Annotated in this window: 25 protein-coding genes, 1 tRNA gene and 1 riboswitch; of the genes, 3 read left to right on the forward strand and 23 right to left on the reverse strand. The window is 38.7% G+C overall.

Features of this window, described 5'->3' with window-relative positions:
- The first annotated feature begins 109 nt into the window (after nt 1-109).
- A riboswitch (cyclic di-GMP riboswitch) is annotated at nt 110-195 on the forward strand.
- 368 nt (nt 196-563) lie between these two features.
- Both MHH73_RS19205 and MHH73_RS19210 read right to left on the reverse strand, forming a co-directional pair.
- Complete coding sequence (locus tag MHH73_RS19205) at nt 564-1,031, reverse strand: hypothetical protein (RefSeq protein ID WP_191812837.1); 468 nt, start codon at nt 1,029-1,031, stop codon at nt 564-566.
- 9 nt (nt 1,032-1,040) lie between these two features.
- Nucleotides 1,041-2,054: a DUF3231 family protein gene (locus MHH73_RS19210; RefSeq protein ID WP_191812839.1), complete on the reverse strand. Its 1,014-nt coding sequence runs from the start codon at nt 2,052-2,054 to the stop codon at nt 1,041-1,043.
- Nucleotides 2,055-2,405: 351 nt separating this feature from the next.
- On the opposite strand from MHH73_RS19210, the gene MHH73_RS19215 reads away from it, so the two are divergent.
- The gene (locus MHH73_RS19215) at nt 2,406-2,660 is read left to right on the forward strand and encodes a YueH family protein (RefSeq protein ID WP_191812841.1); all 255 of its coding nucleotides are present in this window, start codon (nt 2,406-2,408) and stop codon (nt 2,658-2,660) included.
- Between the two features lie 696 nt (nt 2,661-3,356).
- Here MHH73_RS19215 and MHH73_RS19220 read toward each other — a convergent pair.
- Nucleotides 3,357-3,428, reverse strand: a tRNA-Arg gene (locus MHH73_RS19220).
- 288 nt (nt 3,429-3,716) lie between these two features.
- Between MHH73_RS19220 and clpP the strand changes: the two genes are divergently transcribed.
- Complete coding sequence (gene clpP, locus MHH73_RS19225; RefSeq protein WP_191812869.1) at nt 3,717-4,316, forward strand: ATP-dependent Clp endopeptidase proteolytic subunit ClpP; 600 nt, start codon at nt 3,717-3,719, stop codon at nt 4,314-4,316.
- Between the two features lie 399 nt (nt 4,317-4,715).
- Here the strand turns inward: clpP and MHH73_RS19230 are convergent, their stop codons facing one another.
- The 20 genes from MHH73_RS19230 to hprK form a co-directional block, all read right to left on the reverse strand.
- Complete coding sequence (locus MHH73_RS19230) at nt 4,716-4,979, reverse strand: HPr family phosphocarrier protein (protein ID WP_341068757.1); 264 nt, start codon at nt 4,977-4,979, stop codon at nt 4,716-4,718.
- 19 nt (nt 4,980-4,998) lie between these two features.
- Nucleotides 4,999-5,946: a DNA-binding protein WhiA gene (whiA, locus tag MHH73_RS19235; RefSeq protein WP_191812871.1), complete on the reverse strand. Its 948-nt coding sequence runs from the start codon at nt 5,944-5,946 to the stop codon at nt 4,999-5,001.
- 27 nt (nt 5,947-5,973) lie between these two features.
- Nucleotides 5,974-6,942, reverse strand: coding sequence for a gluconeogenesis factor YvcK family protein (locus tag MHH73_RS19240; protein ID WP_191812872.1), 969 nt, complete (start codon nt 6,940-6,942; stop codon nt 5,974-5,976).
- On the reverse strand, nt 6,939-7,829 hold the full coding sequence (gene rapZ, locus MHH73_RS19245; RefSeq protein ID WP_191812879.1) for an RNase adapter RapZ: 891 nt from the start codon (nt 7,827-7,829) through the stop codon (nt 6,939-6,941). The genes MHH73_RS19240 and rapZ overlap by 4 nt, the downstream gene beginning before the upstream one ends.
- A gap of 25 nt (nt 7,830-7,854) precedes the next feature.
- Nucleotides 7,855-8,313: an NUDIX hydrolase gene (locus MHH73_RS19250; RefSeq protein ID WP_095371889.1), complete on the reverse strand. Its 459-nt coding sequence runs from the start codon at nt 8,311-8,313 to the stop codon at nt 7,855-7,857.
- Between the two features lie 550 nt (nt 8,314-8,863).
- On the reverse strand, nt 8,864-9,817 hold the full coding sequence (gene trxB, locus MHH73_RS19255; RefSeq protein ID WP_341068761.1) for a thioredoxin-disulfide reductase: 954 nt from the start codon (nt 9,815-9,817) through the stop codon (nt 8,864-8,866).
- A gap of 93 nt (nt 9,818-9,910) precedes the next feature.
- On the reverse strand, nt 9,911-11,407 hold the full coding sequence (locus MHH73_RS19260) for a tetratricopeptide repeat protein (RefSeq protein WP_341068764.1): 1,497 nt from the start codon (nt 11,405-11,407) through the stop codon (nt 9,911-9,913).
- Nucleotides 11,408-12,244: 837 nt separating this feature from the next.
- Entirely contained in the window at nt 12,245-12,883 is a 639-nt protein-coding gene (gene hisIE, locus MHH73_RS19265) for a bifunctional phosphoribosyl-AMP cyclohydrolase/phosphoribosyl-ATP diphosphatase HisIE (protein WP_341068766.1), read from the reverse strand.
- Nucleotides 12,880-13,638, reverse strand: coding sequence for an imidazole glycerol phosphate synthase subunit HisF (gene hisF / locus MHH73_RS19270; RefSeq protein WP_341068769.1), 759 nt, complete (start codon nt 13,636-13,638; stop codon nt 12,880-12,882). The genes hisIE and hisF overlap by 4 nt, the downstream gene beginning before the upstream one ends.
- On the reverse strand, nt 13,628-14,359 hold the full coding sequence (gene hisA / locus MHH73_RS19275; protein ID WP_341068772.1) for a 1-(5-phosphoribosyl)-5-[(5-phosphoribosylamino)methylideneamino]imidazole-4-carboxamide isomerase: 732 nt from the start codon (nt 14,357-14,359) through the stop codon (nt 13,628-13,630). The genes hisF and hisA overlap by 11 nt, the downstream gene beginning before the upstream one ends.
- Entirely contained in the window at nt 14,356-14,994 is a 639-nt protein-coding gene (gene hisH / locus MHH73_RS19280) for an imidazole glycerol phosphate synthase subunit HisH (RefSeq protein ID WP_341068774.1), read from the reverse strand. Before hisH ends, hisA begins: the two co-directional genes overlap by 4 nt.
- Nucleotides 14,995-15,582, reverse strand: coding sequence for an imidazoleglycerol-phosphate dehydratase HisB (hisB, locus tag MHH73_RS19285; protein ID WP_191812891.1), 588 nt, complete (start codon nt 15,580-15,582; stop codon nt 14,995-14,997).
- Nucleotides 15,579-16,868: a histidinol dehydrogenase gene (hisD, locus tag MHH73_RS19290; RefSeq protein WP_341068777.1), complete on the reverse strand. Its 1,290-nt coding sequence runs from the start codon at nt 16,866-16,868 to the stop codon at nt 15,579-15,581. The genes hisB and hisD overlap by 4 nt, the downstream gene beginning before the upstream one ends.
- 2 nt (nt 16,869-16,870) lie before the next feature.
- A complete protein-coding gene (gene hisG / locus MHH73_RS19295; protein WP_341068778.1) occupies nt 16,871-17,515 on the reverse strand; it encodes an ATP phosphoribosyltransferase in 645 nt (214 codons plus the stop codon).
- Complete coding sequence (locus tag MHH73_RS19300) at nt 17,512-18,693, reverse strand: ATP phosphoribosyltransferase regulatory subunit (RefSeq protein ID WP_341068779.1); 1,182 nt, start codon at nt 18,691-18,693, stop codon at nt 17,512-17,514. Before MHH73_RS19300 ends, hisG begins: the two co-directional genes overlap by 4 nt.
- Before the next feature lie 320 nt (nt 18,694-19,013).
- Nucleotides 19,014-19,517 carry an acyltransferase gene (locus MHH73_RS19305; RefSeq protein WP_341068781.1) on the reverse strand — a complete coding sequence of 168 codons (504 nt, stop codon included), beginning with the start codon at nt 19,515-19,517 and terminating at the stop codon, nt 19,014-19,016.
- Nucleotides 19,514-20,164, reverse strand: a complete 651-nt coding sequence (gene ppaX, locus MHH73_RS19310) for a pyrophosphatase PpaX (protein ID WP_445662531.1) — start codon at nt 20,162-20,164, stop codon at nt 19,514-19,516. The genes MHH73_RS19305 and ppaX overlap by 4 nt, the downstream gene beginning before the upstream one ends.
- Nucleotides 20,157-21,098: a nucleoside recognition domain-containing protein gene (locus MHH73_RS19315; RefSeq protein WP_341068782.1), complete on the reverse strand. Its 942-nt coding sequence runs from the start codon at nt 21,096-21,098 to the stop codon at nt 20,157-20,159. The genes ppaX and MHH73_RS19315 overlap by 8 nt, the downstream gene beginning before the upstream one ends.
- Nucleotides 21,099-21,122: 24 nt before the next feature.
- Nucleotides 21,123-21,959 (reverse strand): prolipoprotein diacylglyceryl transferase, encoded by an 837-nt coding sequence (gene lgt / locus MHH73_RS19320; RefSeq protein ID WP_191812899.1) that lies wholly within the window; start codon nt 21,957-21,959, stop codon nt 21,123-21,125.
- A gap of 34 nt (nt 21,960-21,993) precedes the next feature.
- Entirely contained in the window at nt 21,994-22,929 is a 936-nt protein-coding gene (hprK, locus tag MHH73_RS19325) for an HPr(Ser) kinase/phosphatase (protein ID WP_191812901.1), read from the reverse strand.
- A gap of 239 nt (nt 22,930-23,168) precedes the next feature.
- Between hprK and nagA the strand changes: the two genes are divergently transcribed.
- Nucleotides 23,169-24,332, forward strand: coding sequence for an N-acetylglucosamine-6-phosphate deacetylase (nagA, locus tag MHH73_RS19330; protein WP_341068783.1), 1,164 nt, complete (start codon nt 23,169-23,171; stop codon nt 24,330-24,332).
- Nucleotides 24,333-24,434: the final 102 nt, after the last annotated feature.

Raw genomic sequence — 24,434 nt, forward strand, 5'->3', positions numbered from 1 at the left:
GAATGCAACGATTGTGGAAACTAAACAATTATTAGATTTTTCAGTTATTTTTCCCTTTAGTTACAAAAGGGCCTTTGTCGACCACACTTTATGAATATATGATAAAATCTATCATATTGGGCAAATTTTACGAAAGTAAAAGACGCAAAGCCACGGGCCTAAAGCATATATTGTCATGGCAGCCGGGTTGCAGATGTGTAAGGTGATTATTTTTCGCTTGAATCATTCTTACCTCTTTACGGACTTTCTAAAAGTCTCCTATATAAAAACCTTTCTAATTTTGCCTAAATTTCCCACAAAAAAGAAAGGCGTGTCTTATGATCTATCCAACCGTACAAAGCGAAGAAACCCATTTAACCCATATTGTCAAAGACCAACACTCTTGTATATGCGGTTTCCGCTATAATGTTTTTGCTACATTTACGAGGAAAGATTTGAAGAAAATCCAATTTAGATCGAATGAAAAAATCACTTGTCCCGTATGCAAAGCAACAGTAAATGAGGATTAATAGTATACATACCAAATTTAAAAGCCAACCATCTCTTAATCCGAGGGTTGGCTTTTATGATGAAGTTGAAAATTTAAGGATGACAAAGCGAATCAGCCAACCAATTATGATACCAGGAATGACAGCTAACATCGGTAACCATACGGGCCCAAAAAACACGCCAAATATTGATACCTCTGTTGAATACATCAGACCAACCGTTACAAAATACGCACAAAATACAAATGGTAAGAATGAATACTTACTCCCTTCTCCTCCAGCATCCTTATAAGCATCCCAAATAGCGAAGAAGTATAAACAAGGATAAAACATAAGCCATCCATAGTTTGCGGCCTCAGCAGCTTGATGAACTTTACCTTGAAAGCTCAACATAATAATTTCATTAAAATTACCCATGACATTAAATAAAATTTCTAAAACTAAAAATACAGTACCTTTAAACAATCTTCCATTTAAATATTGACCAAAACCGGGAAAAGCAATCGACCAAAACAATTTTTCAATCGGGTTATTTTTTTTCACAGAACATCCCTATTTCCTTTTCTTTTTGGAAATATTTCTATGATTTACTGATTGAGGGGCTTGTTCAAGCCAACCGTATTTAATTAATAAACTTGCCGATTGATTGCCTAAGTCTAATGTTTCGGTCATTATCTTTGCATACATTACCGTTAAATCCCGTCTTGTAGTCGTACCTAATGCTGTCCCATAATAGCCGGACAACGTAGCAATAAACATCACTACTTGGTATAGCATTAACTTTTCTGAAAAAGGTGGTGTCGTGGAATTAAGCACTTCTGAGTCCCAAGTTGGTGAAACAGAAATGCTATCTTTAATTAAAGCATTAGCAAATTCTTGGACATTTTCATCGAATAAATCAAGGCCTTTCCGCAAAAATTTCTTGATATCATCTGAACTAACTGTTTGACAAAGACCTAAAAACAGGGCCTTTCCTAAAGCATTTCTTTGCATATCATTGTATACATTCATAATTTCAATGACTGATAATGCTCGCTGTTCACCTATAAAGCCACTTAAGTAACTATTTTTTTCAGCGATTTCAATTTTTTCTGGGATAGGAATAGACGGTGAGGGGTGAAAAACACCCTTATCTTGCTGCAATTTAATCGCGTTTCTATATAATTGTGAACATTTTTTTAATGCCTTTGAGAAAATTTGGTCCACATCTTCATGAATCGCAATAGCTAATGCAGTTCCATAACCAATCATGCCATAACGGGTCATATCATGCATATACGCAAGGATAAATACATCTGAGTAAAGCTTTGGAGCAGTTACATTGACATCTTCTTCTTCACTAAAGGCTTTCGGCAATGGATGGTTGTTCTTATTGTAGATCGTCGTTATATCAAAAATAATTTCATCACACATCTCGATAGCCGTCTCAATAAATTCCTTAATATCGCCTTTATCAGCTTTTTCATAAAAATACTGCAGGACGCATTTATACATTTTATTATTCATATAGGCATTCCATAGCTGCGCTAACTCAGATGCCGTTAACCTTTGATCTTTCTCCGCCATATTAACCCTCCCACTGAAAGATTATCTTTAGCGTGTCCTTAACCTCAAGGAAACATTCCCAGTTTTTTTACATTCACATACAATTAAATTTTTCAGGATCTATCATCTCTCCGTTACGTAATTTTTATTTCAAAAAGCCGCAGGATTATCGGCTCTTTTTTTAATCCATCTTTTGTTAATTAATTTGATTAATATTTATTTTGAAGCAGTTAACATTCCAGTAATTATTGTAGACTTTCTCCCTAGAGCCTTTTGTCACCTTTTCAGTGTTTCTAATAGCTTTTGCTTCCTTTGCATACTTTTCATTTATATAATACTTTTAATAAAGGGAGAAGTTGAGGTGTAGAACAGATGAAATATCTTCAAGAAAAAATGCATTTATTAGGAGAAAGACACTCAAATGTATACATAATTAAAACTCCAGATGAAAAATATATTGTCTCTATTCCTGATCTCCATTGGTCAGCACAAATAGGTTGTTTAGATGAATTCCAACAAAAAGTAGAATACCTCGATGACTCACTCTCATTTCATCTTTATGAAGGAAATTCATACGAGTTAGCCTATAGACTGTCAAAACTTACTGAATTAAAACTACTTCGTTAAACTTCGGATTAAAATGTTTTTTTATTCTTCATACATAGAAATTTATTTAGTAAACAAACTAATTAGAAAAACTTGCTGTAGGTGATTATCTTCTTCTATTCAAATGAAATATTCGGAATGCTCATTTTCGGGGGATTGTTAGCCCCAACGTCATTGTTCTTTTTTAAAAAAATTCATTATGGCATAGTCATAGCAGCCATGTACATAAATATTATAGTTGTCATGTTTCTTTTCAGCGTTTTTATAGATTTATGAGCAGGCTCTTTTTATGAAGCATAATTTATGGCATCCAAGCATTAAAATGATTGAACATAAAATAAATGATTATATTGTTCACCAACCAATTATCCCTTTCGACAGGGCCTGCTCACGCTCACATACTTTTCTTTAGGAGAAATTTTCTTAAATTGCTGATTACCCTTTAGTCATCATAAAATCGCCTATTATATTCTCTATTGAAGAGTCACTGCTTGGCTCTTCTTTTTTGTTGCGAATAATGATGTATATCGAGAGCTAATAAGAGGCGTTTTTTAGAAAAACTTCTTAAATAGTAGAATATTAAGAATAATTCAAGAGTACATTGATTCATGTACATCCGATTAAGGCAAATAAAATAGGCGTTTTTTATTCTTTGCCGGACAAAAGTCGGGCAAAAAAATAAAAAACGCCTACAATCTCTTATATCATCACTTTTAGCGCCCTCGGAGGGAATCGAACCCCCATTTTAAGAACCGGAATCTTACGTGCTATCCGTTGCACCACGAGGGCATTTTTTTATGTAAGAACACGTTTTTTCTTGGTGTTACGAATATTAATTATATGGGAAAAGCCCTTTATTTGCAAGCATTCGTTGTTTAAAAGCGAAAATTTGTGGGTATCATGGATACGAGTAAATCAACTTAGAAAAAAATGTCGAATAATTCTCTTGAAATAATCAAGCGATTCGTTTGACCTTAATTGACCAACCATGTATGATGAAACTACATACATTTACCAATGGCGAGGTATAAAATACCTTTCCAAAACTTTTTTTGACCTTTAAAGGAGGAATTGGAAATGAACTTAATCCCTACAGTAATCGAACAAACAAACCGAGGGGAACGCGCTTATGACATTTACTCTCGCCTATTAAAAGATCGCATTATCATGTTAGGCAGTGCGATTGACGATAATGTGGCTAACTCCATCGTGGCTCAGCTATTATTCTTAGAAGCAGATAATCCTGAAAAGGACATCACGCTTTATATTAATAGCCCAGGCGGAAGTATCACTGCTGGTATGGCCATCTATGATACGATGCAATACATCAAACCAAATGTTTCAACAATCTGTACTGGTATGGCTGCATCCATGGGTGCATTCTTACTAGCAGCTGGTGAAAAAGGAAAACGTTTTGCGCTTCCAAATAGTGAAGTCATGATTCACCAACCACTAGGTGGCGCTCAAGGGCAAGCAACTGAAATCGAGATTGCTGCTAAACGCATCCTATTCTTACGTGAAAAATTGAACCAAATTCTAGCTGAACGCACTGGCCAACCTTTAGATGTGATTTCTAAAGACACAGATCGTGATAACTTCATGACTGCAGAAAGAGCACTAGAATATGGTCTTATCGACAAGATCATTACAAACAATACACCAGAAGCGAAAAAATAAGCATCACAAAGAACAAAAGCCATCAGCATTTCATTTGCTGATGGCTTTTGTTCTGCAAAAAATCGGTAGTTGTTAGATTAACTATTTAGTGATCATGCATAGTTAAATAAGATTACGTTTCATTATGGATTTACAAATAGTTGAGGTGAACGAAAAATGAGGGGATAAAAGTAGTAGAAATAGAATAACTTGTTGCGTTTGATTTTTGAGTGGCCATTTCAATCGATATAAGAGGAGAAATTACATAGCTGCGCAATTTCACTTTACTCAGTCTTCTTTGCCATTTCTCTTCTCGATAGCTGAACAATTTCTTTTCACTCATTCTTCACAATAAAGCGCACCGCCATCGGTAGAAACATCTAGCAATGAGGGTGCGCACTTATTCGGGTTTTAAGCAGATTATGAAACAATGTCCTCTTGTAAGAGGGCAGTCAGTTTATTTAAGGCTTCGTTTTCATCGTTGCCTTCAGCAAGGAGGGTGACGGTTGAACCAGCACTTAGAGATAGGCTCATTAATCCCATGATACTTTTGGCATTTACTTTTTTTCCGCCTTTTTCGATAAAGAGATCGGCTGTGAAGCGATTGGCTTCCTGCACTAACTTTGCAGCTGGGCGTGCCTGTAAGCCTGTTTTTAGTTTGACTTTCACTTGTCTTTCTACCATGTCCTAACCTCCAAAAAACTTAAGATTCCTTCCATTGCCCTGTTTTAATTTTTTCTGCAATTTCATCAATTTTTCTTAGGCGATGATTGATACCCGATTTGCTTATCGTGCCACCAGAGACCATTTCTCCGAGTTCCTTTAAAGTCACATCTTGATACGTCACACGCAATTCTGCAATTTCGCGTAATTTCTCAGGTAACACCTTTAGTCCAACGGTACCCTCTATATATCTTATGTTTTCGACTTGTCTTAAGGCAGCTCCAATTGTTTTATTTAAATTGGCTGTTTCGCAATTGACCAAGCGGTTAACCGAGTTTCGCATATCTCTAACAATCCGTATATCTTCAAATCGTAAAAGCGCACTATGAGCACCAATAATATTAAGGAATTCTGTAATTTTTTCCGCCTCTTTTAAGTAGGTAATAAAACCTTTCTTTCTTTCCAATGTTTTACTATTCAATCCAAAAGTATTCATTAATTTCGACAAGGCGTCATTATGTTCCTTATACATCGAAGCAATTTCTAAATGATACGAAGAGGTTTCAGGGTTATTGACTGATCCCCCTGCTAAAAAAGCTCCTCTTAAATACGCACGTTTACAGCATTTCTTTTTAATTAAATCCATTGAGATATCATGGATAAATTGAAAGCCAGCACTAATAATGTGCAGATCATCAAGAATTTTTTGTGCTTGCTCCATAAGTCTAACAATATAAACATTATTTTTCTTAAGTCTCATTTTCTTTCGAACAAGCAATTCAACTTGCACATCATAATTCCTTTTGATAAGCGTATAGATTCTTCTGGCGATCGCTGCATTCTCAGTTTGAATATCTACAATTAACATTTTATTTGAAAAAGAGAGAGATCCGTTCATACGGATCAAAGCGGATAGTTCTGCCTTTCCGCAACAATCCTTTGTCTCCAAGTTCGTTAATTCTTTTTTCGTTTCCGAAGCAAAAGACATACTTTCTCCCCCCTAACCAGACAAATACTAGTTTTTCATTATATCATCTACAATTAATTGATAAATCATTTTTGCAACTTCATTCGTTTTATGACGGATTGCTCCTTTTTCAAGGCTAACAATCTCACCCTGTAGCACTTGCAAGCCCTGTTCGACTAATCGATCACGGTCATAATAAACAGGCTTCGCACGTTGCTCTTCATAACGTTCTTGAATATCTTCTGGTATTTCTTCATGATTGACAAGAATCAGATCTAAACACGGCTCAGCCATATGATCAAATATTGCCTGTACGTGGTCACTGGCACGATAGTCCAATGTTTCCCCTGCCTGCGTCATTAAATTACAGATATACAGCTTTTTGGCATGAGAACGGCACACTTCCTTACCTACAGACGGTACAAGTAGATTGGGAAGTATGCTTGTGTAAAGGCTTCCGGGACCAATGATAATGAGATCAGCCTCTCGAATCGCTTCAATCGTTTCCGAAAGTGGACTTACCGTCTCAGGTGTCAAAAATACTTTCTTAATCTTTTTGCCAGAGTAAGGGATTTTTGATTCTCCTGAAACGATACTGCCATCTTCCATTTCTGCATGTAATACAACACTCTGTTCAGCTGCAGGTAAGACTCTTCCATTAACATTCAATACTTTACTCATCTCTTGAATCGCATGAACAAAGTCACCAGTAATAGAAGTCATCGCTGCTAGAATCAGATTACCTAAAGAATGACCCGATAATTCATTGGACGTTTTAAAACGATGCTGAAACATTTCTTCCACAAGAGGTTCCACATCTGATAACGCTGCCAAAACATTACGAATATCTCCTGGAGGTGGGATATTTAATTCTTCTCTCAACCTACCAGAGCTACCGCCATCATCAGCAACTGTCACAATGGCTGTCAAATCAAGGGGATATTTTTTTAATCCTCTTAATAAAACTGGCAACCCTGTTCCACCGCCAATGATAACGACCCTCGGCTTTCTATTCATGTTGTTTGCCTTCTCCTCTCAATGTCACGGTGAGTGATGCGAGTGTTGTAGTCTTGCTTAAAATGGTTAGCGATATACTCGGTTAGTGCTACAGATCGATGCTGTCCACCCGTACATCCAATCGCAATAACAAGTTGGGATTTTCCTTCACGTTTATAATGCGGGAGCATAAATGCTAGTAAATCCGTGACCTTTTCTAAAAATTTATTTGTTTCATTCCATTTCAAAACATAGTTAGACACTTCTTCATCCAAGCCTGTCTTCGGACGCATATGCTCAATATAATGCGGGTTTGGCAAGAAGCGAACATCAAATACAAGATCGGCATCAATCGGTAATCCATGTTTAAAACCAAATGACATCACATTGACAGTGAAGATAGATTGTTTATTCACAGAAAACTCATGGAGTATCTTTTCTCTTAATTCACGCGGCTTCATATTAGATGTCTTATAGATAATCTGCGCCCTACCTTTTAGATCATCTAATAATTCTCTCTCCAATTTGATGCCTTCCATCGGTAAGCCTGATGGCGCTAATGGATGAGAGCGACGCGTTTCTTTATATCTACTTACAAGGGTTGCATCGTCCGCATCAAGGAAAAGAATTTCTGGTGTGACCCATGACGTATCTGCTAAATCATCTAACGCTTTGAAAAGATGCTCAAAAAACTCACGGCCACGTAAATCCATCACAAGCGCAACCTTATTCATCTTATTCCCTGAATCCTTCATCAGTTCAAGAAATTTCGGCAATAAGGTCGGTGGTAAATTATCTACACAAAAAAAGCCTAAATCTTCGAAGCTTTGAATCGCCACTGTTTTACCTGCGCCAGACATTCCTGTAATAATGACCATTTGTGTTTCTTTTGCTACAACCGAACTCATTTCTCGCTTCCCCCTGTATTCATTTTTAGCTTGGATCTAAGCGGTAACTAATTAATTCAAAATCAGGTGTATAAGTAAATGTACCGTAAATCATGCGATTACCATTAATCATATATTCAAGAATATGATGATCTCCTGCAGCCATTGGTAAATCTTTCACTTTATCCACTTCGACCCATCGCAATTTTCCTTCTTCAGACTCATCTACATTCAACCCGTCCGCATCTGTAGCAAAAAATGTAAACATCATCCATTCCGAAAGTACTTGATCTCCATCCTTCATAATGAAAGTAAATATCCCTTTTATGTTTGGATTCCTTAAGTAAATCCCCGTTTCTTCTCTATATTCTCTGATACAAGAGTCACGCACCGATTCACCTGGCTCCATCTTTCCGCCCGGTGCAACCCACCATCCACGGCGTGGCTTTTGTAGCAACAATACTTGGTCATCTTTTAATAATACGCAGTTTGTGACCCGCTGCATCCTATTCACCTCTTACTTTGTGCTACTCATTATTAGAGAACAGACTAGACTTAAAGGAAAAATACTCTAATGAATGAAAGCATAGTATTTATCATTATATTATACTATTTTTGTCATAGCGCTACAACGATACAGGTTGAACATGATTCTTCGCCCTTAAAAAACCGTTCTAAGCAAATTGTCACGGTCTTCTTTAGTAGAATGTCATCTTTCATATAATCTGTGGAAAAAAACTTCAGAGTGATTCGCAAATACATTTTCCTCCACTCTTATTTCTATATTCGGAGTACGTTCGTTCCTTTTTCTCCTACTTGTACAAGTAGTTACTGATATTGCTCTGTTTAAACATCCATATATTATGAGAATTGTACTTGAACCAAAAAAAGAGCACAGGAGCTACCTGTGCTGTAAAAGGAATATATCTTTAAAAGGGGGTCAATTTCTATTATTATCATAACCGAAATTTGTTTCACCCAGGTTACAGTAGAGTTAAAACAAAATGACTTTTTGTAAATGATGGATAAAGTCGGTTTATGATCCCCTTTTTTCATTAATTTGCAGCTGTTTTTAGACTTTCTTGAAGTTCTTCAATATAGTGCTGAGCCGCTTGGGCTGCAATGCTACCATCACCAGTTGCAGTAACGATTTGGCGCAATGTTTTTTCACGAATATCCCCAGCAGCGAAGATACCAGGAACTTTTGTTTCCATTTGATCATTGGTTACAATATAGCCTTCTTCATTTGTAATACCAAGACTTGCAAAAGGTTTAGATAGTGGATTCATACCGATGTAAACGAACACGCCATCCGCTTTGAATTCTTTTTCTTCACCTGTTTCTGTAGATACAATCGTGACACTGCCTACTTTTCCGTCCTTATCATTGACTTCTTTCACTGTATGGTTCCAAATGAAATCAATTTTATCATTATCAAAGGCACGTTGTTGTAAAATTTGTTGTGCACGTAGTTTATCGCGACGGTGAATGATTGTTACTTTACTTGCAAAGCGTGTTAAGTAAACACCTTCTTCAACCGCAGAGTCGCCTCCACCAATAACGACAAGTTCTCTTTCTTTAAAGAATGCACCATCACAAACCGCGCAATAAGATACACCGCGGCCGCCTAGCTCTTTTTCACCAGGAATGCCTAGTTTTTTATATTCTGCACCTGTTGTAATAATAACCGCACGTGCTTTGTATTCTTTAGAACCAGCAATGACTGTTTTATATTCCTTGCCATCGATGATTTCTTTAATATCTCCGTATGCATATTCCGCACCAAATTTTTTCGCATGATCGAACATTTTTGTAGAGAGTTCAGGTCCAAGAATATGATCAAACCCTGGATAGTTCTCCACTTCTTCCGTATTCGCCATTTGCCCGCCTGGTACCCCGCGTTCAAGCATTAATGTAGATAAATTTGCACGAGATGTATATACTGCCGCGGTCATTCCTGCTGGACCTGCCCCTGCAATAATGACATCGTAAATTTTTTCTTCAGCCATCATTCCCACTCCTTTGTCTTGAAGCCTTCTGTTCTATTATGACCTTCTTGGTTTTATCCTATAAAATTTATAGGAAAACGTCCAAGTTTTTGCTCAACGAAGGTATTCATTCAATAAACGCAAATATTTTCTTAAAGTTGATGTAGAAATTCCGAAATTCTTTGCTATTGTTGCTTGTGATACCGTCTCATTTCTTAGCTTATGCCAAGAGTAAGTGATTGCACCGGCATATGCATGAGGGTTTTTAATTGTCACGCCTGCTTGGGTTAACTGTAAATAGGCAGAAAACCACATTAAATATAAACTTGCTTCTTTTGCCCCAACTGGTGAGTAATTTTCATAAAGCAATCCAGCGATATCATGTGCCGTTGAGGTATCTTGAGACGCCTCACCAAATTTTAAATAAGCTAAATAATCCCTCTCTAACGCAGAGAACTTCCTATTCCCTTTTAAATGGTCAGAGTCTAGTAATTGTTCTTTCTTGCCTGAAACGGCTGTTAAAAACAAGGCAAACAATCGTTCTTCTGGATAGTCACTTTCTAACCTTTGTTGAATAGAAGAAACATGATCTTCGAACCCTTGGGCACTTTTTGATGATTCACTCCAAGGCTCCAATCCTTCTTTTTCTGGATTTAATTCAACAGCCCTTTTCCATGCCACTTGAGCAACAGATTCTTTACCAGTATGATAAGCAGCGTATGCGAGCCAGTAGTAAAATGAAGCGTCCCCGTTAAACCCTAGTTTATAGAGGCGACCGAGCCATGCATAAGCTTTATCATATTCACCAATAAGTGCTAAAGTGGCCCCTAATTTAAATTGATGCTCAACTGATATAGGATGTACCTTTAATAAAGCATCTTTTAGCACTCGCATCTCTATAAAGTCGTTTTCGTAAAAAGCAAAAACAAGCTTATTACAAAGGGCATGCAAATTCCCCGGATTGTCTTTGAATACTTGTTTCAACACATCCGAGGCTTTATCTGTTTCACCTAGATAAAAATAAGCTAGCGCTAAATTATTATAAGCAGACCAATATTCGGGGTACTCTTCAATGACACCATTGAGTAATTCGACAGCTTTTGGAAAATAACCCGTCTCAAGTAACTCCCTTGCTTGTTCCTGTTTGATCATTAAGTCGTCCTGCTCATATAGATGTTCATTTAGGTCGTCGTCCTCTAATGTAAGAAGCTCCAACAACTCTTCTGTATCTTCAACAAACTCGCCTTCTGGGTCTAATTCTATATATAATGTCGCATGATGGTAAGCGTCTTTGAAAAAACCTAAATGTGCATAATTATTTGCTAAAAAATAATGGCACTCGATCATCTCTCCGTCTAATTCCTCTAAGATCAATCGGAGTAGCTGATTAGAATCTTGATATTCTCCCATTTCGGCATGCACCACTGCCAATTGACAAACAATCATCGGTTCGCCTGGCTCTAAATGCATTGCACGTTGGAGGTACTTCTTCGCTCTATGAAAATCCCTGCGGTGGTATGCTTTAATGCCTTTTGAAAAATAATACTCACCTGTAGGGATAAATGATAAAATTTTTCCTTTATGATCTCTTGCTTTAGAGTCTTTACGCATGGAATCCTCCATAAAATATATTAACCAATTGAGTATAACATACGAACAACCGCTCGAGAAGGGGGTGACAAGATAAGGAAAAAAGCGAAGATAGAAAGATTATCTAACTCAGCTTAAAAAATCAACATTTTCGAAAAATATGACTATTTTATGATATTTTTTATTAATAAAGTGGAACCTCGCACTATAGCAAAGGAATAACTGTGGAATTAGAATGGATGGAAATTGAATGAGCAACAAATGAGGGTAATGAACAGTTTTGTATGAACATATTATAAATGTCAGTCCTGATTATTTGATAGTGAACGATTTGATTGCCCTTCTCTTCCGGTTTTTGCTCACTCTTACTGCTCTCTTCCTACACTCTTGTGGGGGCATTACCTTTTTGCCCACTCTTCCGGTTCACTTCCCTACACTCTTGTGGGGGCATTTCCCATTTGCCCACTCTTCCGGTTCAATCCCTACACTCTTATGGGGGCATTACCCATTTGCCCACTCTTACTGCTCTCTTCCTACACTCTTGTGGGGGCATTACCTATTTGCCTACACTTCCTGCTCTCTTCCTACACTCTTGTGGGGGCATTTCCCATTTGCCCACTCTTCCGGTTCACTTCCTACACTCTTATGGGGGCATTACCCATTTGCCCACTCTTCCAGTTCAATCCCTACACTCTTATGGGGGCATTACCTATTTATTCACTCTTCCGATACACTTCCTACACTCTTGCCCACCTATTCCCTTTTTCACATCTAGTCGTTTCTACTAACCTTATAATCCCAACAGCAGGCGCACCAAAAGACGATTTCTATTCCACAGAAATCGTCCCATTCAATCGTTTATGAAACTGGCTTTTTCTCTTCATGTCTTTTCTTCAAGACATTTAATACTTCTGCAAAAGGCAGTTCTTGTTCACGTAAAAGCACCATTAAATGATAGAGTAAATCAGCAGATTCCCATTTAAGTTCTTCTCGATCACGATTTTTAGCAGCAATGATTACTTCTGCTGATTCCTCGCCCACTTTCTTCAATATTTTGTCGATGCCACTATCGAATAAATAGGTCGTATAAGCTCCATCGGGACGGGCGTGTTCACGCTCAGCTATTACCTCTTCCAACCTTTTAAGAATTTGATAATCTGCAGCAATGCTTTTTTCTTCCTCGGTATAAATCGTTTCATGAAAACAGCTAACTTCGCCTTTATGACAAGCTACACCGTTTGGTAATACTTGCACTAAAATGGCATCCCGATCACAATCCCACTTCATTTCTACTACCTTTTGCGTGTGACCACTGGTTTCACCTTTATGCCAAAGTTCATTACGTGAACGGCTGAACAACCAAGTTTCCCCTGTTTCAATCGTCTTTGCTAAAGATTCTTTATTCATGTACGCAAGTGTTAAGACTTCTTTCGTTTCACTATCTTGAATAATTGCTGGCACAAGGCCTTGATCATTGAATTGCACTTGATCAATCATCTTACATACACTCCCTTATCTTTTATATATGCCTTCACTTCTGCGACAGAAGTTTCTTTATAATGAAAAATAGAAGCAGCGAGGGCAGCATCTGCTTTACCATCAAGGAATATATCAGAAAAATGACTAGCTCCACCTGCTCCACCTGAAGCAATGACAGGAACGGTTACTGCCGTACTTACAGCTTTCGTTAAGGCAATATCAAAGCCTTTCTTTTCACCATCACAGTCCATGCTTGTGAGAAGAATTTCACCCGCACCTCTTCGCACGGCTTCTTTTACCCAATCAAGTACTTTCCAATCTGTTTTTACTCTTCCACCATGTGTATACACTACCCATGTACCGCAATCTTCATCGTACTTAGCATCGACAGCTACAACCATACACTGTGCCCCAAAGAAATCTGCACCTTCAGTAATCAACTCTGGCCGATTGACAGCTGCCGTATTTAGTGAGACTTTATCTGCACCGGCACGAAGAATCTTTTTCATATCATCAAGTGTATGAATACCACCACCCACTGTAAATGGAATGGCTAGTTCCGCCGCTACTGCTTGAACAACATCAACCATTGTTTTTCTTCCCTCATGTGAAGCAGAAATATCAAGAAATACAAGCTCATCTGCTCCTTGCGCGTCATAAAAACGTGCTAATTCCACTGGGTCACCTGCATCTCTTAATTGAACAAATTGGATACCCTTTACAACCCTTCCTTCTTTTACATCGAGACAAGGAATAATTCGTTTAGTAAGCACGAAAAGACACCCCTTCCAATGCTTCCTTCACGGTAAAACATCTCTCATATATGGCTTTACCTACAATAGCACCAGGAATCCCTGCTTGATCAATGCATTGTAAATCAGCAAGAGAACTGACTCCACCTGAAGCAATGACCTCTTTACCTGTTGCTTGTGCTAATTGAACAGTTGCGTCAATATTCGGTCCAGATAACGTACCATCTGTTGCAATATCTGTAAAAATAAACGTTTCGCAACCGATGTCAGCGAATTGTTTACCTACCTCAACAGCTGTTGCTTGTGATGTATTCAACCAGCCATTTGTTGCCACAAAACCGTCTTTAGCATCTAAACCAATGACAATACGCTCTTTATACTTCCTAATCATTTCAATCGCAAATTGAGGGTTTGAAATGGCTACACTGCCGATAATTACTCTTGATACCCCAGCATCTAGATAGAAATGTATATCTTCCTCGGTTCGAATACCGCCACCAATTTGGATATGCGCATTTAACTGTTTTGCTGCTTGAATGACATAACGATCGTTCACCGGCTTACCGGATTTCGCCCCGTCGAGGTCCACCATATGCACCCAGCTAGCCCCATCTTCTACAAAGGTTTTTGCCATATCAAAAGGAGAGTCTCCGTATACCGTTTCCTTATCGTAGTCGCCTTGTAATAACCGGACACATTTCCCTCCCCGCATATCAATCGCAGGATAGATGGTTAGACTCATTTTACACTCACCCTTTCTGATACAAGCACTGTAAAGTTTTTTAATATTTCCATGCCAGTCATACTGCTTTTCTCCGGATGAAATTGAGTACCAAATACATTATTTCTTCCTACAACTGCTGGGACACTAACATCATATAAGCTATCTGCCAAAATAATTTCTTCGTTTTCTGTTGTTACATAATAAGAATGAACAAAATAAGCAAACCCCTCTTCGACATTCTTTAAAATCGGTGATTGTCGTCGTAACTGTAATAAGTTCCAGCCCATATGTGGGACTTTATATTTTTCACCTTGAATTGTTACACCAGGAATTTTCACAACCGTTCCAGGAAGCAATCCTAGTCCACGGCATCCACCGTTTTCTTCACTTGCTTCAAACAGTAATTGCATCCCTAGACAAATACCTAATATTGGTTTACCACTAGCCGCATAGTCTTTGAGAACATCTGCCATACCCGTTTCATTTAAAAGTCGCATGGCATCACTGATTGCTCCAACTCCAGGGACAATCACACCATCGGCTGAAAGGATCTCATTCTTATTATTTGTAATAAAATAAGGTTCGCCTAACCTTTCCAGAGCTTTACTCACACTGAATAAATTACCCATACCATAATCAATGATCGCAATCATTTATAACATCCCTTTCGTGGAAGGAATGCCTTTTATTCTTGGATCAACCGTTGTTGCTTCATCCAAGGCTCGACCAAGTGCTTTAAATACTGCTTCAATCATATGATGGGTATTCTGACCATAGTGAACGATTACATGAAGATTCATTCTCGCCTCGAGTGCGAATTTCCATAAGAATTCATGCACTAGTTCGGTATCAAATGTACCTACCTTTTGATTAGGAAAAGTAGCCCGCATTTCTAAATGTGGTCGATTACTTAAGTCGACAACCACTTGCGCTAGTGCTTCATCCATCGGAACAAAGGCATTGCCGTATCTTTTAATCCCTCTTTTGTCACCGAGACCCTCTCGCAATGCCTGTCCGAGGCAAATCCCTATATCCTCCGTCGTATGGTGATCATCAATTTCGACATCACCTTTTGCATCGATTGTTAAATCAAATTGCCCATGCTTAGCAAATAAATCAAGCATATGTGTCATAAAAGGAACGCCTGTCTCCAAATCACTTGTTCCTTCTCCATCAATATTGAGGGATAGTTGAATTTCAGTTTCATTTGTCTTTCTTAGCAACTCAGCCGTTCTCGTCATTTCCCTTCTTTCCTTTCACTTTGGAGTCTTTTTTCAATCGCTCTTGCATGAGCCTCTAAACCTTCTAGTCTCGCAAATGAAGCGATTTTTCCCGCATTTGCTGTAAATCTACTTTCACTGTAGTAAATAATGCTCGATTTTTTGCGAAAATCATCTACATTCAGTGGGCTTGAAAATCGTGCTGTACCGTTAGTTGGTAAGACATGATTAGGACCAGCAAAATAATCACCAACAGGCTCAGGGCTATATCTACCTAAAAATATTGCACCTGCATGGCGGATAGCTCCTAAAAGCGCTAAAGGATGAGCCGTTAAAACCTCCAAATGTTCAGGAGCAATTGTATTAATCACTGCAATCGCTTCTTCTATCGTTTCTGTTACATAAATCCGACCAAATTGCTTAATCGACTGGCTGGCAATATCGTATTTTGGTAGAGTAGCTAACTGTTCTTCCACCTCGATGGCCACTTCGTTAGCGAGTTTTTCGCTATTCGTAACAAGGATGCTACAAGCCATTTCATCATGTTCTGCTTGTGATAATAAGTCTGCCGCTACTTCAGTTGGTAGCGCTGAGTCATCAGCGAGAATAGCAATTTCACTTGGCCCAGCAATCATATCGATATCGACATCACCATACACTTCTCGCTTCGCCAATGCGACGTAAATATTACCTGGACCTGTAATTTTATCCACCGGTGCGATTGTCTCTGTTCCATAGGCAAGTGCAGCTACCGCTTGAGCTCCACCTACTTTATATATATCTGTTACTCCGGCAATATTCGCCGCTACTAGGACAGCAGCTGGTATTTTTCCTGTTTGGCGATCTACAGGAGAAACCATCACAATTCTTTCTACTCCTGCTACTTTTGCCGGCAAAACATTCATTAACACAGAGGAAGGATAAGCGGCTTTTCCACCTGGTACGTATACACCAACAGAATCAAGTGCCGTTATTTTTTGCCCAAGCAAGGTACCATCTTCTTCAGTCGTCATCCATGAATTTTGTAATTGCTTCTGATGATAGTTTTTTATATTTTCTGCTGCTTCTTTTATAATTGAAATCGTTTCTTTAGATAATTCTTGATAAGCTTGGTCTATATCTGCATCCTTCACTTGATAATCATCTAATAGAATCCCATCAAATTTTTCCGTATAACGAATGACCGCTTGATCACCTTCTTGACGTACAGCTGCTATGATTTCCTTTACTGTTTGCCTTTGTTCTTCTGTACCACCGTCAATGGAACGCTTGATTGAAAGGTCGTCTGTTACTTTTAATATATCCACCTTTACTTAACCACCTTTTCCTGCTCGATTACTTCTGTCAGTCTCTCAACTACATCACTTATACGTGCGTCTTTCATACGGTAACTAACAGGATTGACGATGAGCCTTGAGGTAATATTGACAATGTCTTCATATTCTCTTAATCCATTTTCTTTTAATGTTCTTCCTGTAGAAACAATGTCAACAATACGATCAGCTAAACCAATCAGCGGTGCCAATTCAATCGAACCGTTCAATTTAATAATCTCTACTTGCTCGCCTTGTTCGCGGAAATAAGCTGCTGCTACATTCGGATATTTTGTAGCGATTTTCGGTGCGACATCATTCATTTGCGTATGAGGCAAGCCAGCAACTGCTAAATAGCAAGCACTAATCTGCAGATCAAGTAATTCATATACATCACGCTCTTCTTCAAGCATGACATCTTTCCCGGCTATTCCAAGATCGGCAACACCATATTCCACATATGTCGGCACATCCATCGGTTTAGCTAAAATAAAGCGGAAACATTCTTCAGGTACATCGATAATTAATTTCCGCGAATCATCGAACTCAGGAGGCAACTCGAAGCCCGCCATTCTCAGCATCTCCACTGCCTCAGTAAAAATTCTTCCTTTTGGCATCGCAACTGTTAACCAATCTTTCATCGCGATCCCTCCTTCTGTTTACCAACTAAATAAGTAATATCTTCATAAAGTGCCGAACAAGCATCGATATCTTCTACCCCATTAATATCTTGCAAAACGACCTTCTTCCCTTCAAGACGTTGCTGTTCAGCTAACATAAAGGCTTCTTTTCTTCTTTCTAAACTAAACACAATGCAGGAAAGAGGTGGTTGTTCAAATGGTTTATCTAAAGATTCAAGCAGATGATCTAATCGAATGGCAAAGCCCGTTGCACTTTTGGCTTTCCCGAACTTTTCTAGTAATAAATCATACCGCCCACCACTGCCAATTGGAAAACCAACATTATCTGCATACACTTCATAAACAATGCCTGTGTAATAACTCATATGACTAACTAATGTTAGATCCAATTTTATGAGGGCATCTTGTTGATAGTCAGTGATAACCCCCCATAAGGTTTTCAATTCATTTAATGCTTCCACACCGGCATTGCACTCTAATAGGGCTTCCGCTTCCTTAATGACTTCCGGTCCGCCCCTTAATTTTAGAAACTTTTTCAGCCTTTGTTTATCAATGGATGACAATGATAGCTGATCCACATGTACGCGATAACCAACATAATTTTTCTCGTATAGGAATCGCATCAATTGCTCCACTCTTTCATCTGTACCGAGTATCTCTTGGAAAAAGCTTCTTACAAAGGCAATATGACCAACAGAAATCTGGAATTGCTCCAGTCCTGTTTTCATTAAAGCCGAGGATATTAATCCTAAGCACTCTCCATCCGCACTTACTGTTGGATCACCAATACATTCGACACCGATTTGCTCAAATTCTGCCGGACGTCCACCTTCGCGCTGCTGCGTTCGAAACACATTAGCAGAATAAGCTAAACGCTGTGGCAACTTTTCCTTTAGTAACTTAGACGCAGCCACACGGGCAATCGGTGCTGTCATATCTGGCCTTAATACAAGTGTATGTCCCTCATGATCCAGCAGTTTGAACAATTGTTGATCGAGAATAGCTGAAGCCGCACCAACTGTCTCATAATATTCCAACGTAGGCGTTTCAATAAATTGATAGCCCCAGCATTTCATTTCATTGGCCATTGTCACCCGTACTTCTTCCTTCATCATATATAGATTAGGCAAGGTATCCCTCATACCTAAAGGCTTTTCAAACATAAATAACCGACTCAACTCGTTCACCTCATTTTTACTTTAGTTCGCTACCATGCTAATAAATTGAAGTTACTTAGTAGTGTACGCTTCTCAACTTTAAACGTCAACCCTAAACACTTAATTTTGAGAAAAATGAGAGAAATCCACAAGAAAGGAACGTTTTCTAAAATCTAACGGTGGATGTAGCGAGTTCTCCTGTTTCAGTGGGTGCTTAAGGGCAACGAATTCCTTTTCGTAAACTTTGTTTAAACACGTACCCACTATCCGTCTTTTTTCTCTTCATCACAAAAAAACACCTGCCATCTCACTCTCTTTTCGAAAGCGAAATTAGCAGATGCTTATGACCGTTGCTCCATTTCTTCTTTTGTAAATATGATTTTCATTGGGTTACCACCTACGAAAGCACCAGGGGGTACGTCTTTATGGACAAGTGTACCTGCGGAAACAATCGCACCATCTCCAATCACTACGCCTGGAAGTATCGTGCAGTTGGCACCAATCATGACTTCGCTCCCGATTTTTACAGGACCGAGGCGGTATTCTTTAATTAAATATTCATGGGCCAAAATAGTGGTATTGTATCCAATCACACTATTGCGCCCAACACTGATTTTCTCGGGGAACATAACATCAAGCATCACCATAAGCGCAAATGATGTTTGCTCACCGATTTTCATTCGTAAAAAAGTGCGATAAAGCCAGCTTTTTACTCCTAAGAACGGAGTATAACGCGCCAGCTGAATCACAATAAAGTTCTTTACTACTTTCAAAAAAGGAACCGTTTTATACACATGCCATAGGGAGTTCGCTCCTTCAACTGGATAGCGTTCGGTTCTTCTCATCTATTTACTTCCTCTAAGATCGTTAATAAATCCGGCATAGTCTCTAGCATATAGTCAGGATCGAATTGAAGAAGATGATCTCTTCCTTTACTTGACCAAGCGACTCCAGCTGTCACCGTACCTGCATTTCTGCCACCTATAATATCATGATGATTATCACCAATCATAATGGCTGCATGTGGTTCTGAACCCAATAGTGATAATGCTTTTAAAACGGGCTCAGCATCGGGTTTCGGTTTTTCTACATGATCAAGGGCAACAATCACTTCAAAAAATTCATCTAGCTTTGTTAAGCGTAAACCCTTTTCAACAACGTCTAGCATCTTTGTTGTAACGATGCCCAATTTATAACCAGATTCCTTTAGTGTGCGGACCGTCTCATATACTCCTGAGAACTCTTTCACTAATACATCATGGTTTTCTTTATTGAATGCACGATACATATGAACCATCTCATCTGCACGGTCCTTATCAATTGATGTAAATGTCTCGACTAACGTTGGACCCATAAAAGGCAAAACATCCTGACGCTGATATCTTTCTGGATAATAATGATTTAATGTATGCAAAAATGAAGAGATAATGAGTTCATTCGTATCTATCAACGTTCCATCTAAATCGAATAATATTGTATCAATCTTAGCCATAATACGCTTCCTTTCTCGGTGTTGCTTCAAGCTTCTTCCAAATCATCCCGACAATCATTGTTAAAATCACAGCGACGACGATACGAATAAGAAGAAGTGGTAACACAGGTATTCCTAGAGGTACAAAGATCAGAGTATCTTCAACAACAGCATGACAAGCTACTAAGAAAATAAACGCTAAAGTTACATCTTTATGACTAACGCCATCCTCTTCTACTGCTTGAATCATCACACCGGCTCCGAATGCTAAGCCGAATAATAATCCTGATGCTAAAGTAGTCGATGTATTTTCTTTCATCCCTAGCTTTCTTGTTAATGGTGCCATCCATTTGGAGAATACGGCAAGCCATTTACGGTCCTTCATAATCTGTACGATAACCATTAATGGAATAACAATGATCGCTAATTGGAAAATACCCAGACCTGCTTTTTCTACTGCATTCCAAATAATCGGCCATACCCCTTCAACCGTTTCTTCACTTGCTCCAACAAGCCCATACTCCGCCATCTCAGAACCACCATGCCAGACGAGATTAATAATAATTCCCGATAGAAAAGCTAAACCGAGTCGAACAGCGAGCACAATCCATAGTTTAACGCCTACTTTCATGGCTACACTTGTTTCAATCAGTAAGTTATGAGAAAACGAGAGCATGACCGCTAGTATAAATACTTCTTTTACCGTTAAATCCAACGTGAGAATCGCACCAATACCAGCATAAACATTTAAGAAGTTTCCTAAAACTAAAGGAATGGCCGCATCCCCCGATAGACCAAATATCCCCATAATTGGTGCAATTAATTCAATCACCCACGGTAAAACTGGCGTATGCTGCAATAATGCAACAATTAACGTAACAGGAAAGATAATTTTCCCCAATGTCCAAGTCGTTTTAAAACCAACCTTTAATCCTGCCTTAACAGAATGTATCACCTGCTACTCCCCCTCTGTTGACCCTTACTTTGCTTTCGCTTTTTTCTGTGGTGGATCTAAATACCTCTCTTTTGCCGTCCCACTTACTCTTCTATATATAATAATGGCGATAGCTCCAACAATTAATATAATCGAAAGCATTTGCGCTGCTCTTAACATTTCAGTCACCATTAAACTATCAGTTCTCATCCCCTCGATAAAGTATCTACCGATAGAGTACCAAATAACGTAGCTAAGGAATAGTTCCCCTCTTTTTAAATTTGCACGTCTTAGTAGGAGTAGAAGTGCAAATCCAGCGAAATTCCAAAGTGATTCATATAAAAATGTCGGATGATAATAAGCCCCGTTAATGTACATCCCATTAATAATAAATTCTGGTAGATGCATGTTTTCTAAGAATTGTCGACTTACTTCACTACCGTGTGCCTCTTGATTGACGAAGTTCCCCCAACGTCCAATTGCTTGGCCTAGGATGATACTTGGTGCAGCAATATCCGCTAATTGCCAAAAGGATACACCACGCTTCTTCGCAAAAATAATCGCAGTGATCACTGCTCCGATTAATGCACCGTGAATGGCGATGCCCCCGTTCCAAATTTTAATGATTTCGCCTGGATACTGAGAATAGTAATCCCACTCAAAAATCACATAATAAATCCTTGCACAAATAATTGAAATAGGAATAGCCCACAACAATAAATCAGCAAATAAATCCTTACCGAGTCCTCTTTTGTCTGACTCTCTCATCGCCAAAATAAGACCGAGTGCAATGCCGATACCGATGATCAGGCCATACCATCTTACAGACAATGGCCCTAAACTAAAGGCAACCGGGTCAATTGGCGCCACTGTTAACAACATAGTCATATCTCCTTTAATTATGTATTAATAAAACTTAACGATCTTCATGATCGCCATCTTCAATTACATCCGTTAAACGATTGGTAAATTGCTCTGCTGCATTTACACCCATACGTTTTAATCTAAAGTTCATTGCTGCTACCTCAATAATGACCGCTAAGTTTCGACCTGGACGAACAGGAATGGTCATTTTATTTAACTCCGTATCAATAATCTTCATCTTTTCTTCTTCTAACCCTAAACGATCATACTGCTTTTGCGCATCCCATATTTCTAAGTCCATTACGAGGGAAATCTTTTTAAATCGGCGAATGGCACCTGCCCCAAACAAGGTCATGACATTAATAATACCGAGTCCGCGAATTTCTAATAAATGCTCAATGAGTTCTGGCGCACTACCGACTAATGTGTCTTCATCCTCTTGTCTAATTTCTACACAATCATCCGCCACTAAGCGATGTCCTCTTTTGACAAGTTCTAATGCCGTTTCACTCTTACCGACACCACTCTTTCCAGTAATCAGGACTCCCACACCATATATATCGACTAACACCCCATGAATGGCCGTCGTAGGGGCTAACTTACTTTCTAGGAAATTCGTCAAAAGACTAGAAAAACGCGTTGTTTTTTGCTTAGTTCTTAAAATCGGCACAGCTTCTCTTTCAGCCGCTTCAAGTAATTCTTCTGGTACTTCTAGCTCTCTCGTAATAATGATTGCTGGAGTGATGTCTGAACATAACATCTCCAGTCTTGCTTCTCTCTCTTCATCATTTAGTTTTTCAGCAAATGATAGTTCTGTCTTTCCTAATAATTGTATACGTTCTGCCGGAAAATAATCAAAATAGCCAGCCAATTCTAGACCTGGTCGAGAAATATCACTCGTAACAATCGGACGGTTAATACCTTCTTCACCGCTTAGTAATTCTAACCCGAATTTTTCGATAACATCCTTTGTGCGAACCTTTGCCACTCTTGTCCCCTCCTTATCCTGTAGTTATCTATTCTTCTTTCATCCATTCTCATCTGATACGCTCTTTATTTTAGCACTTTTTACACGAGAACCAAACGCCTTTATATTGAAACTGCCCTTGTATACGAAAATAAACAGTTCCATACCATTGTCGACTCTCGTTGTTTATTATACACTGAAACGAAATAAATGGAGAGAATGACTAATCAATACAATGAACAAAAGAAGGGATGAAGCGAATGGATAAGAAGACCCTTTTTATAAATGCTGATATTATTTTTCCACATTGCGTATTATCAAACTGTTATCTGACAACGACTGGACACCTGATTGAAGATTTCGGTGAAATGGCTTCATGTCCACCGACTACTGGCTACGATAAAATCTATGATTTAAAAAACAGGAGATATATTAGTCCTGGTTTTATTGATCTCCATATACACGGTGTGGCTGGTGCGGATGTGATGGATGGTACAGCAACTGCCTTAAAGACCCTGTCACAAATATTACCTAAAGAAGGAACAACAAGTTTTTTAGCAACTACCATTACTTCCCCAACAAAAAAAATAAGTCAGGCCATTGAAAATATCGCCCATTTCCATTCCTATAAAGGGGCAAAAATACTTGGCATTCATCTAGAAGGACCTTTTATCAATCGTCATCAGGCAGGTGCACAGCCAAAAGGGGATATACAAGAGCCCAATCCCGAATTATTTTCCTACTGGCAATCTCTCTCCCAAAATCGAATCAAGCTTGTTACGTATGCACCCGAGATGGATTCTAACCAAAAGTTATTACATCAAATAATTGCTGATGGAGCCATTCCATCAATTGGGCATTCAGAAGCTACTTATGAACAAGTCGAAACCGTTCATTCTTACGGCGTCTCTCATATGACTCACCTATTCAATGGTATGCTAGGCATACATCACCGTGAAATTGGGACAGCAGGTGCCGCACTTTTACTTGATTCCTTTACTGCCGAAATCATTGCTGATGGTCGACATATTAGCCCAGAAATGATTCAACTGCTGTTAAAGGTTAAAGGCTATCAAAACCTGATATTAATCACTGACAGTATGAGGGCAAAGCATATGGAAGATGGGGATTATGAGTTAGGTGGGCAAACGGTTCATTTGCAATCAGGTGTGGCAACATTAGTAGATGGAACGCTTGCCGGAAGTATACTAAAGATGAATGACGCGATTAAAAATATCAGACATTTCACTGGTATCGCCTTGCACGAAGCCATCCACATGGCTACCGTCAACCCAGCAAAAAAAATCGGACACTTTCATTGTATTGGTAGTATCGATCGTGGCAAAGAAGCTGATTTAGTGATTTTAGACAAGGAATTAAATGTAATAGACACCTTTTGTAAAGGTGAAAGGATGTTTAGTTAAGAGAGTCTATTCTGTTTCCGCAAACCATATTATCGCTTTAATAGCTAGGCTGTGCACCTCTTTTGTAATTAACGAGATATTTGAACGGCTACACTAATCTGA

Source organism: Cytobacillus sp. FSL K6-0265, from assembly GCF_038003465.1.
In the GTDB taxonomy this organism is placed as follows: domain Bacteria; phylum Bacillota; class Bacilli; order Bacillales; family Cytobacillaceae; genus Cytobacillus; species Cytobacillus stercorigallinarum.

Coding starts and splice junctions, on each gene's coding strand:
- clpP (WP_191812869.1), top strand. CDS start 3,717: ATGAACTTAATCCCTACAGTAATCGAACAAACAAACCGAGGGGAACGC.
- MHH73_RS19260 (WP_341068764.1), bottom strand. CDS start 11,407: ATGCGTAAAGACTCTAAAGCAAGAGATCATAAAGGAAAAATTTTATCA.
- hisIE (WP_341068766.1), bottom strand. CDS start 12,883: ATGATTGATCAAGTGCAATTCAATGATCAAGGCCTTGTGCCAGCAATT.
- MHH73_RS19215 (WP_191812841.1), top strand. CDS start 2,406: ATGAAATATCTTCAAGAAAAAATGCATTTATTAGGAGAAAGACACTCA.
- hisG (WP_341068778.1), bottom strand. CDS start 17,515: ATGAAAGATTGGTTAACAGTTGCGATGCCAAAAGGAAGAATTTTTACT.
- hisH (WP_341068774.1), bottom strand. CDS start 14,994: ATGATTGCGATCATTGATTATGGTATGGGTAATTTATTCAGTGTGAGT.
- trxB (WP_341068761.1), bottom strand. CDS start 9,817: ATGGCTGAAGAAAAAATTTACGATGTCATTATTGCAGGGGCAGGTCCA.
- MHH73_RS19305 (WP_341068781.1), bottom strand. CDS start 19,517: ATGAGAAGAACCGAACGCTATCCAGTTGAAGGAGCGAACTCCCTATGG.
- MHH73_RS19250 (WP_095371889.1), bottom strand. CDS start 8,313: ATGCAGCGGGTCACAAACTGCGTATTATTAAAAGATGACCAAGTATTG.
- MHH73_RS19210 (WP_191812839.1), bottom strand. CDS start 2,054: ATGGCGGAGAAAGATCAAAGGTTAACGGCATCTGAGTTAGCGCAGCTA.
- MHH73_RS19230 (WP_341068757.1), bottom strand. CDS start 4,979: ATGGTAGAAAGACAAGTGAAAGTCAAACTAAAAACAGGCTTACAGGCA.
- lgt (WP_191812899.1), bottom strand. CDS start 21,959: ATGTTGTTAACAGTGGCGCCAATTGACCCGGTTGCCTTTAGTTTAGGG.
- hisA (WP_341068772.1), bottom strand. CDS start 14,359: ATGAGTCTAACCATCTATCCTGCGATTGATATGCGGGGAGGGAAATGT.
- rapZ (WP_191812879.1), bottom strand. CDS start 7,829: ATGAGTTCGGTTGTAGCAAAAGAAACACAAATGGTCATTATTACAGGA.
- MHH73_RS19240 (WP_191812872.1), bottom strand. CDS start 6,942: ATGAATAGAAAGCCGAGGGTCGTTATCATTGGCGGTGGAACAGGGTTG.
- whiA (WP_191812871.1), bottom strand. CDS start 5,946: ATGTCTTTTGCTTCGGAAACGAAAAAAGAATTAACGAACTTGGAGACA.
- nagA (WP_341068783.1), top strand. CDS start 23,169: ATGGATAAGAAGACCCTTTTTATAAATGCTGATATTATTTTTCCACAT.
- ppaX (WP_445662531.1), bottom strand. CDS start 20,164: ATGGCTAAGATTGATACAATATTATTCGATTTAGATGGAACGTTGATA.
- hisB (WP_191812891.1), bottom strand. CDS start 15,582: ATGACGAGAACGGCTGAGTTGCTAAGAAAGACAAATGAAACTGAAATT.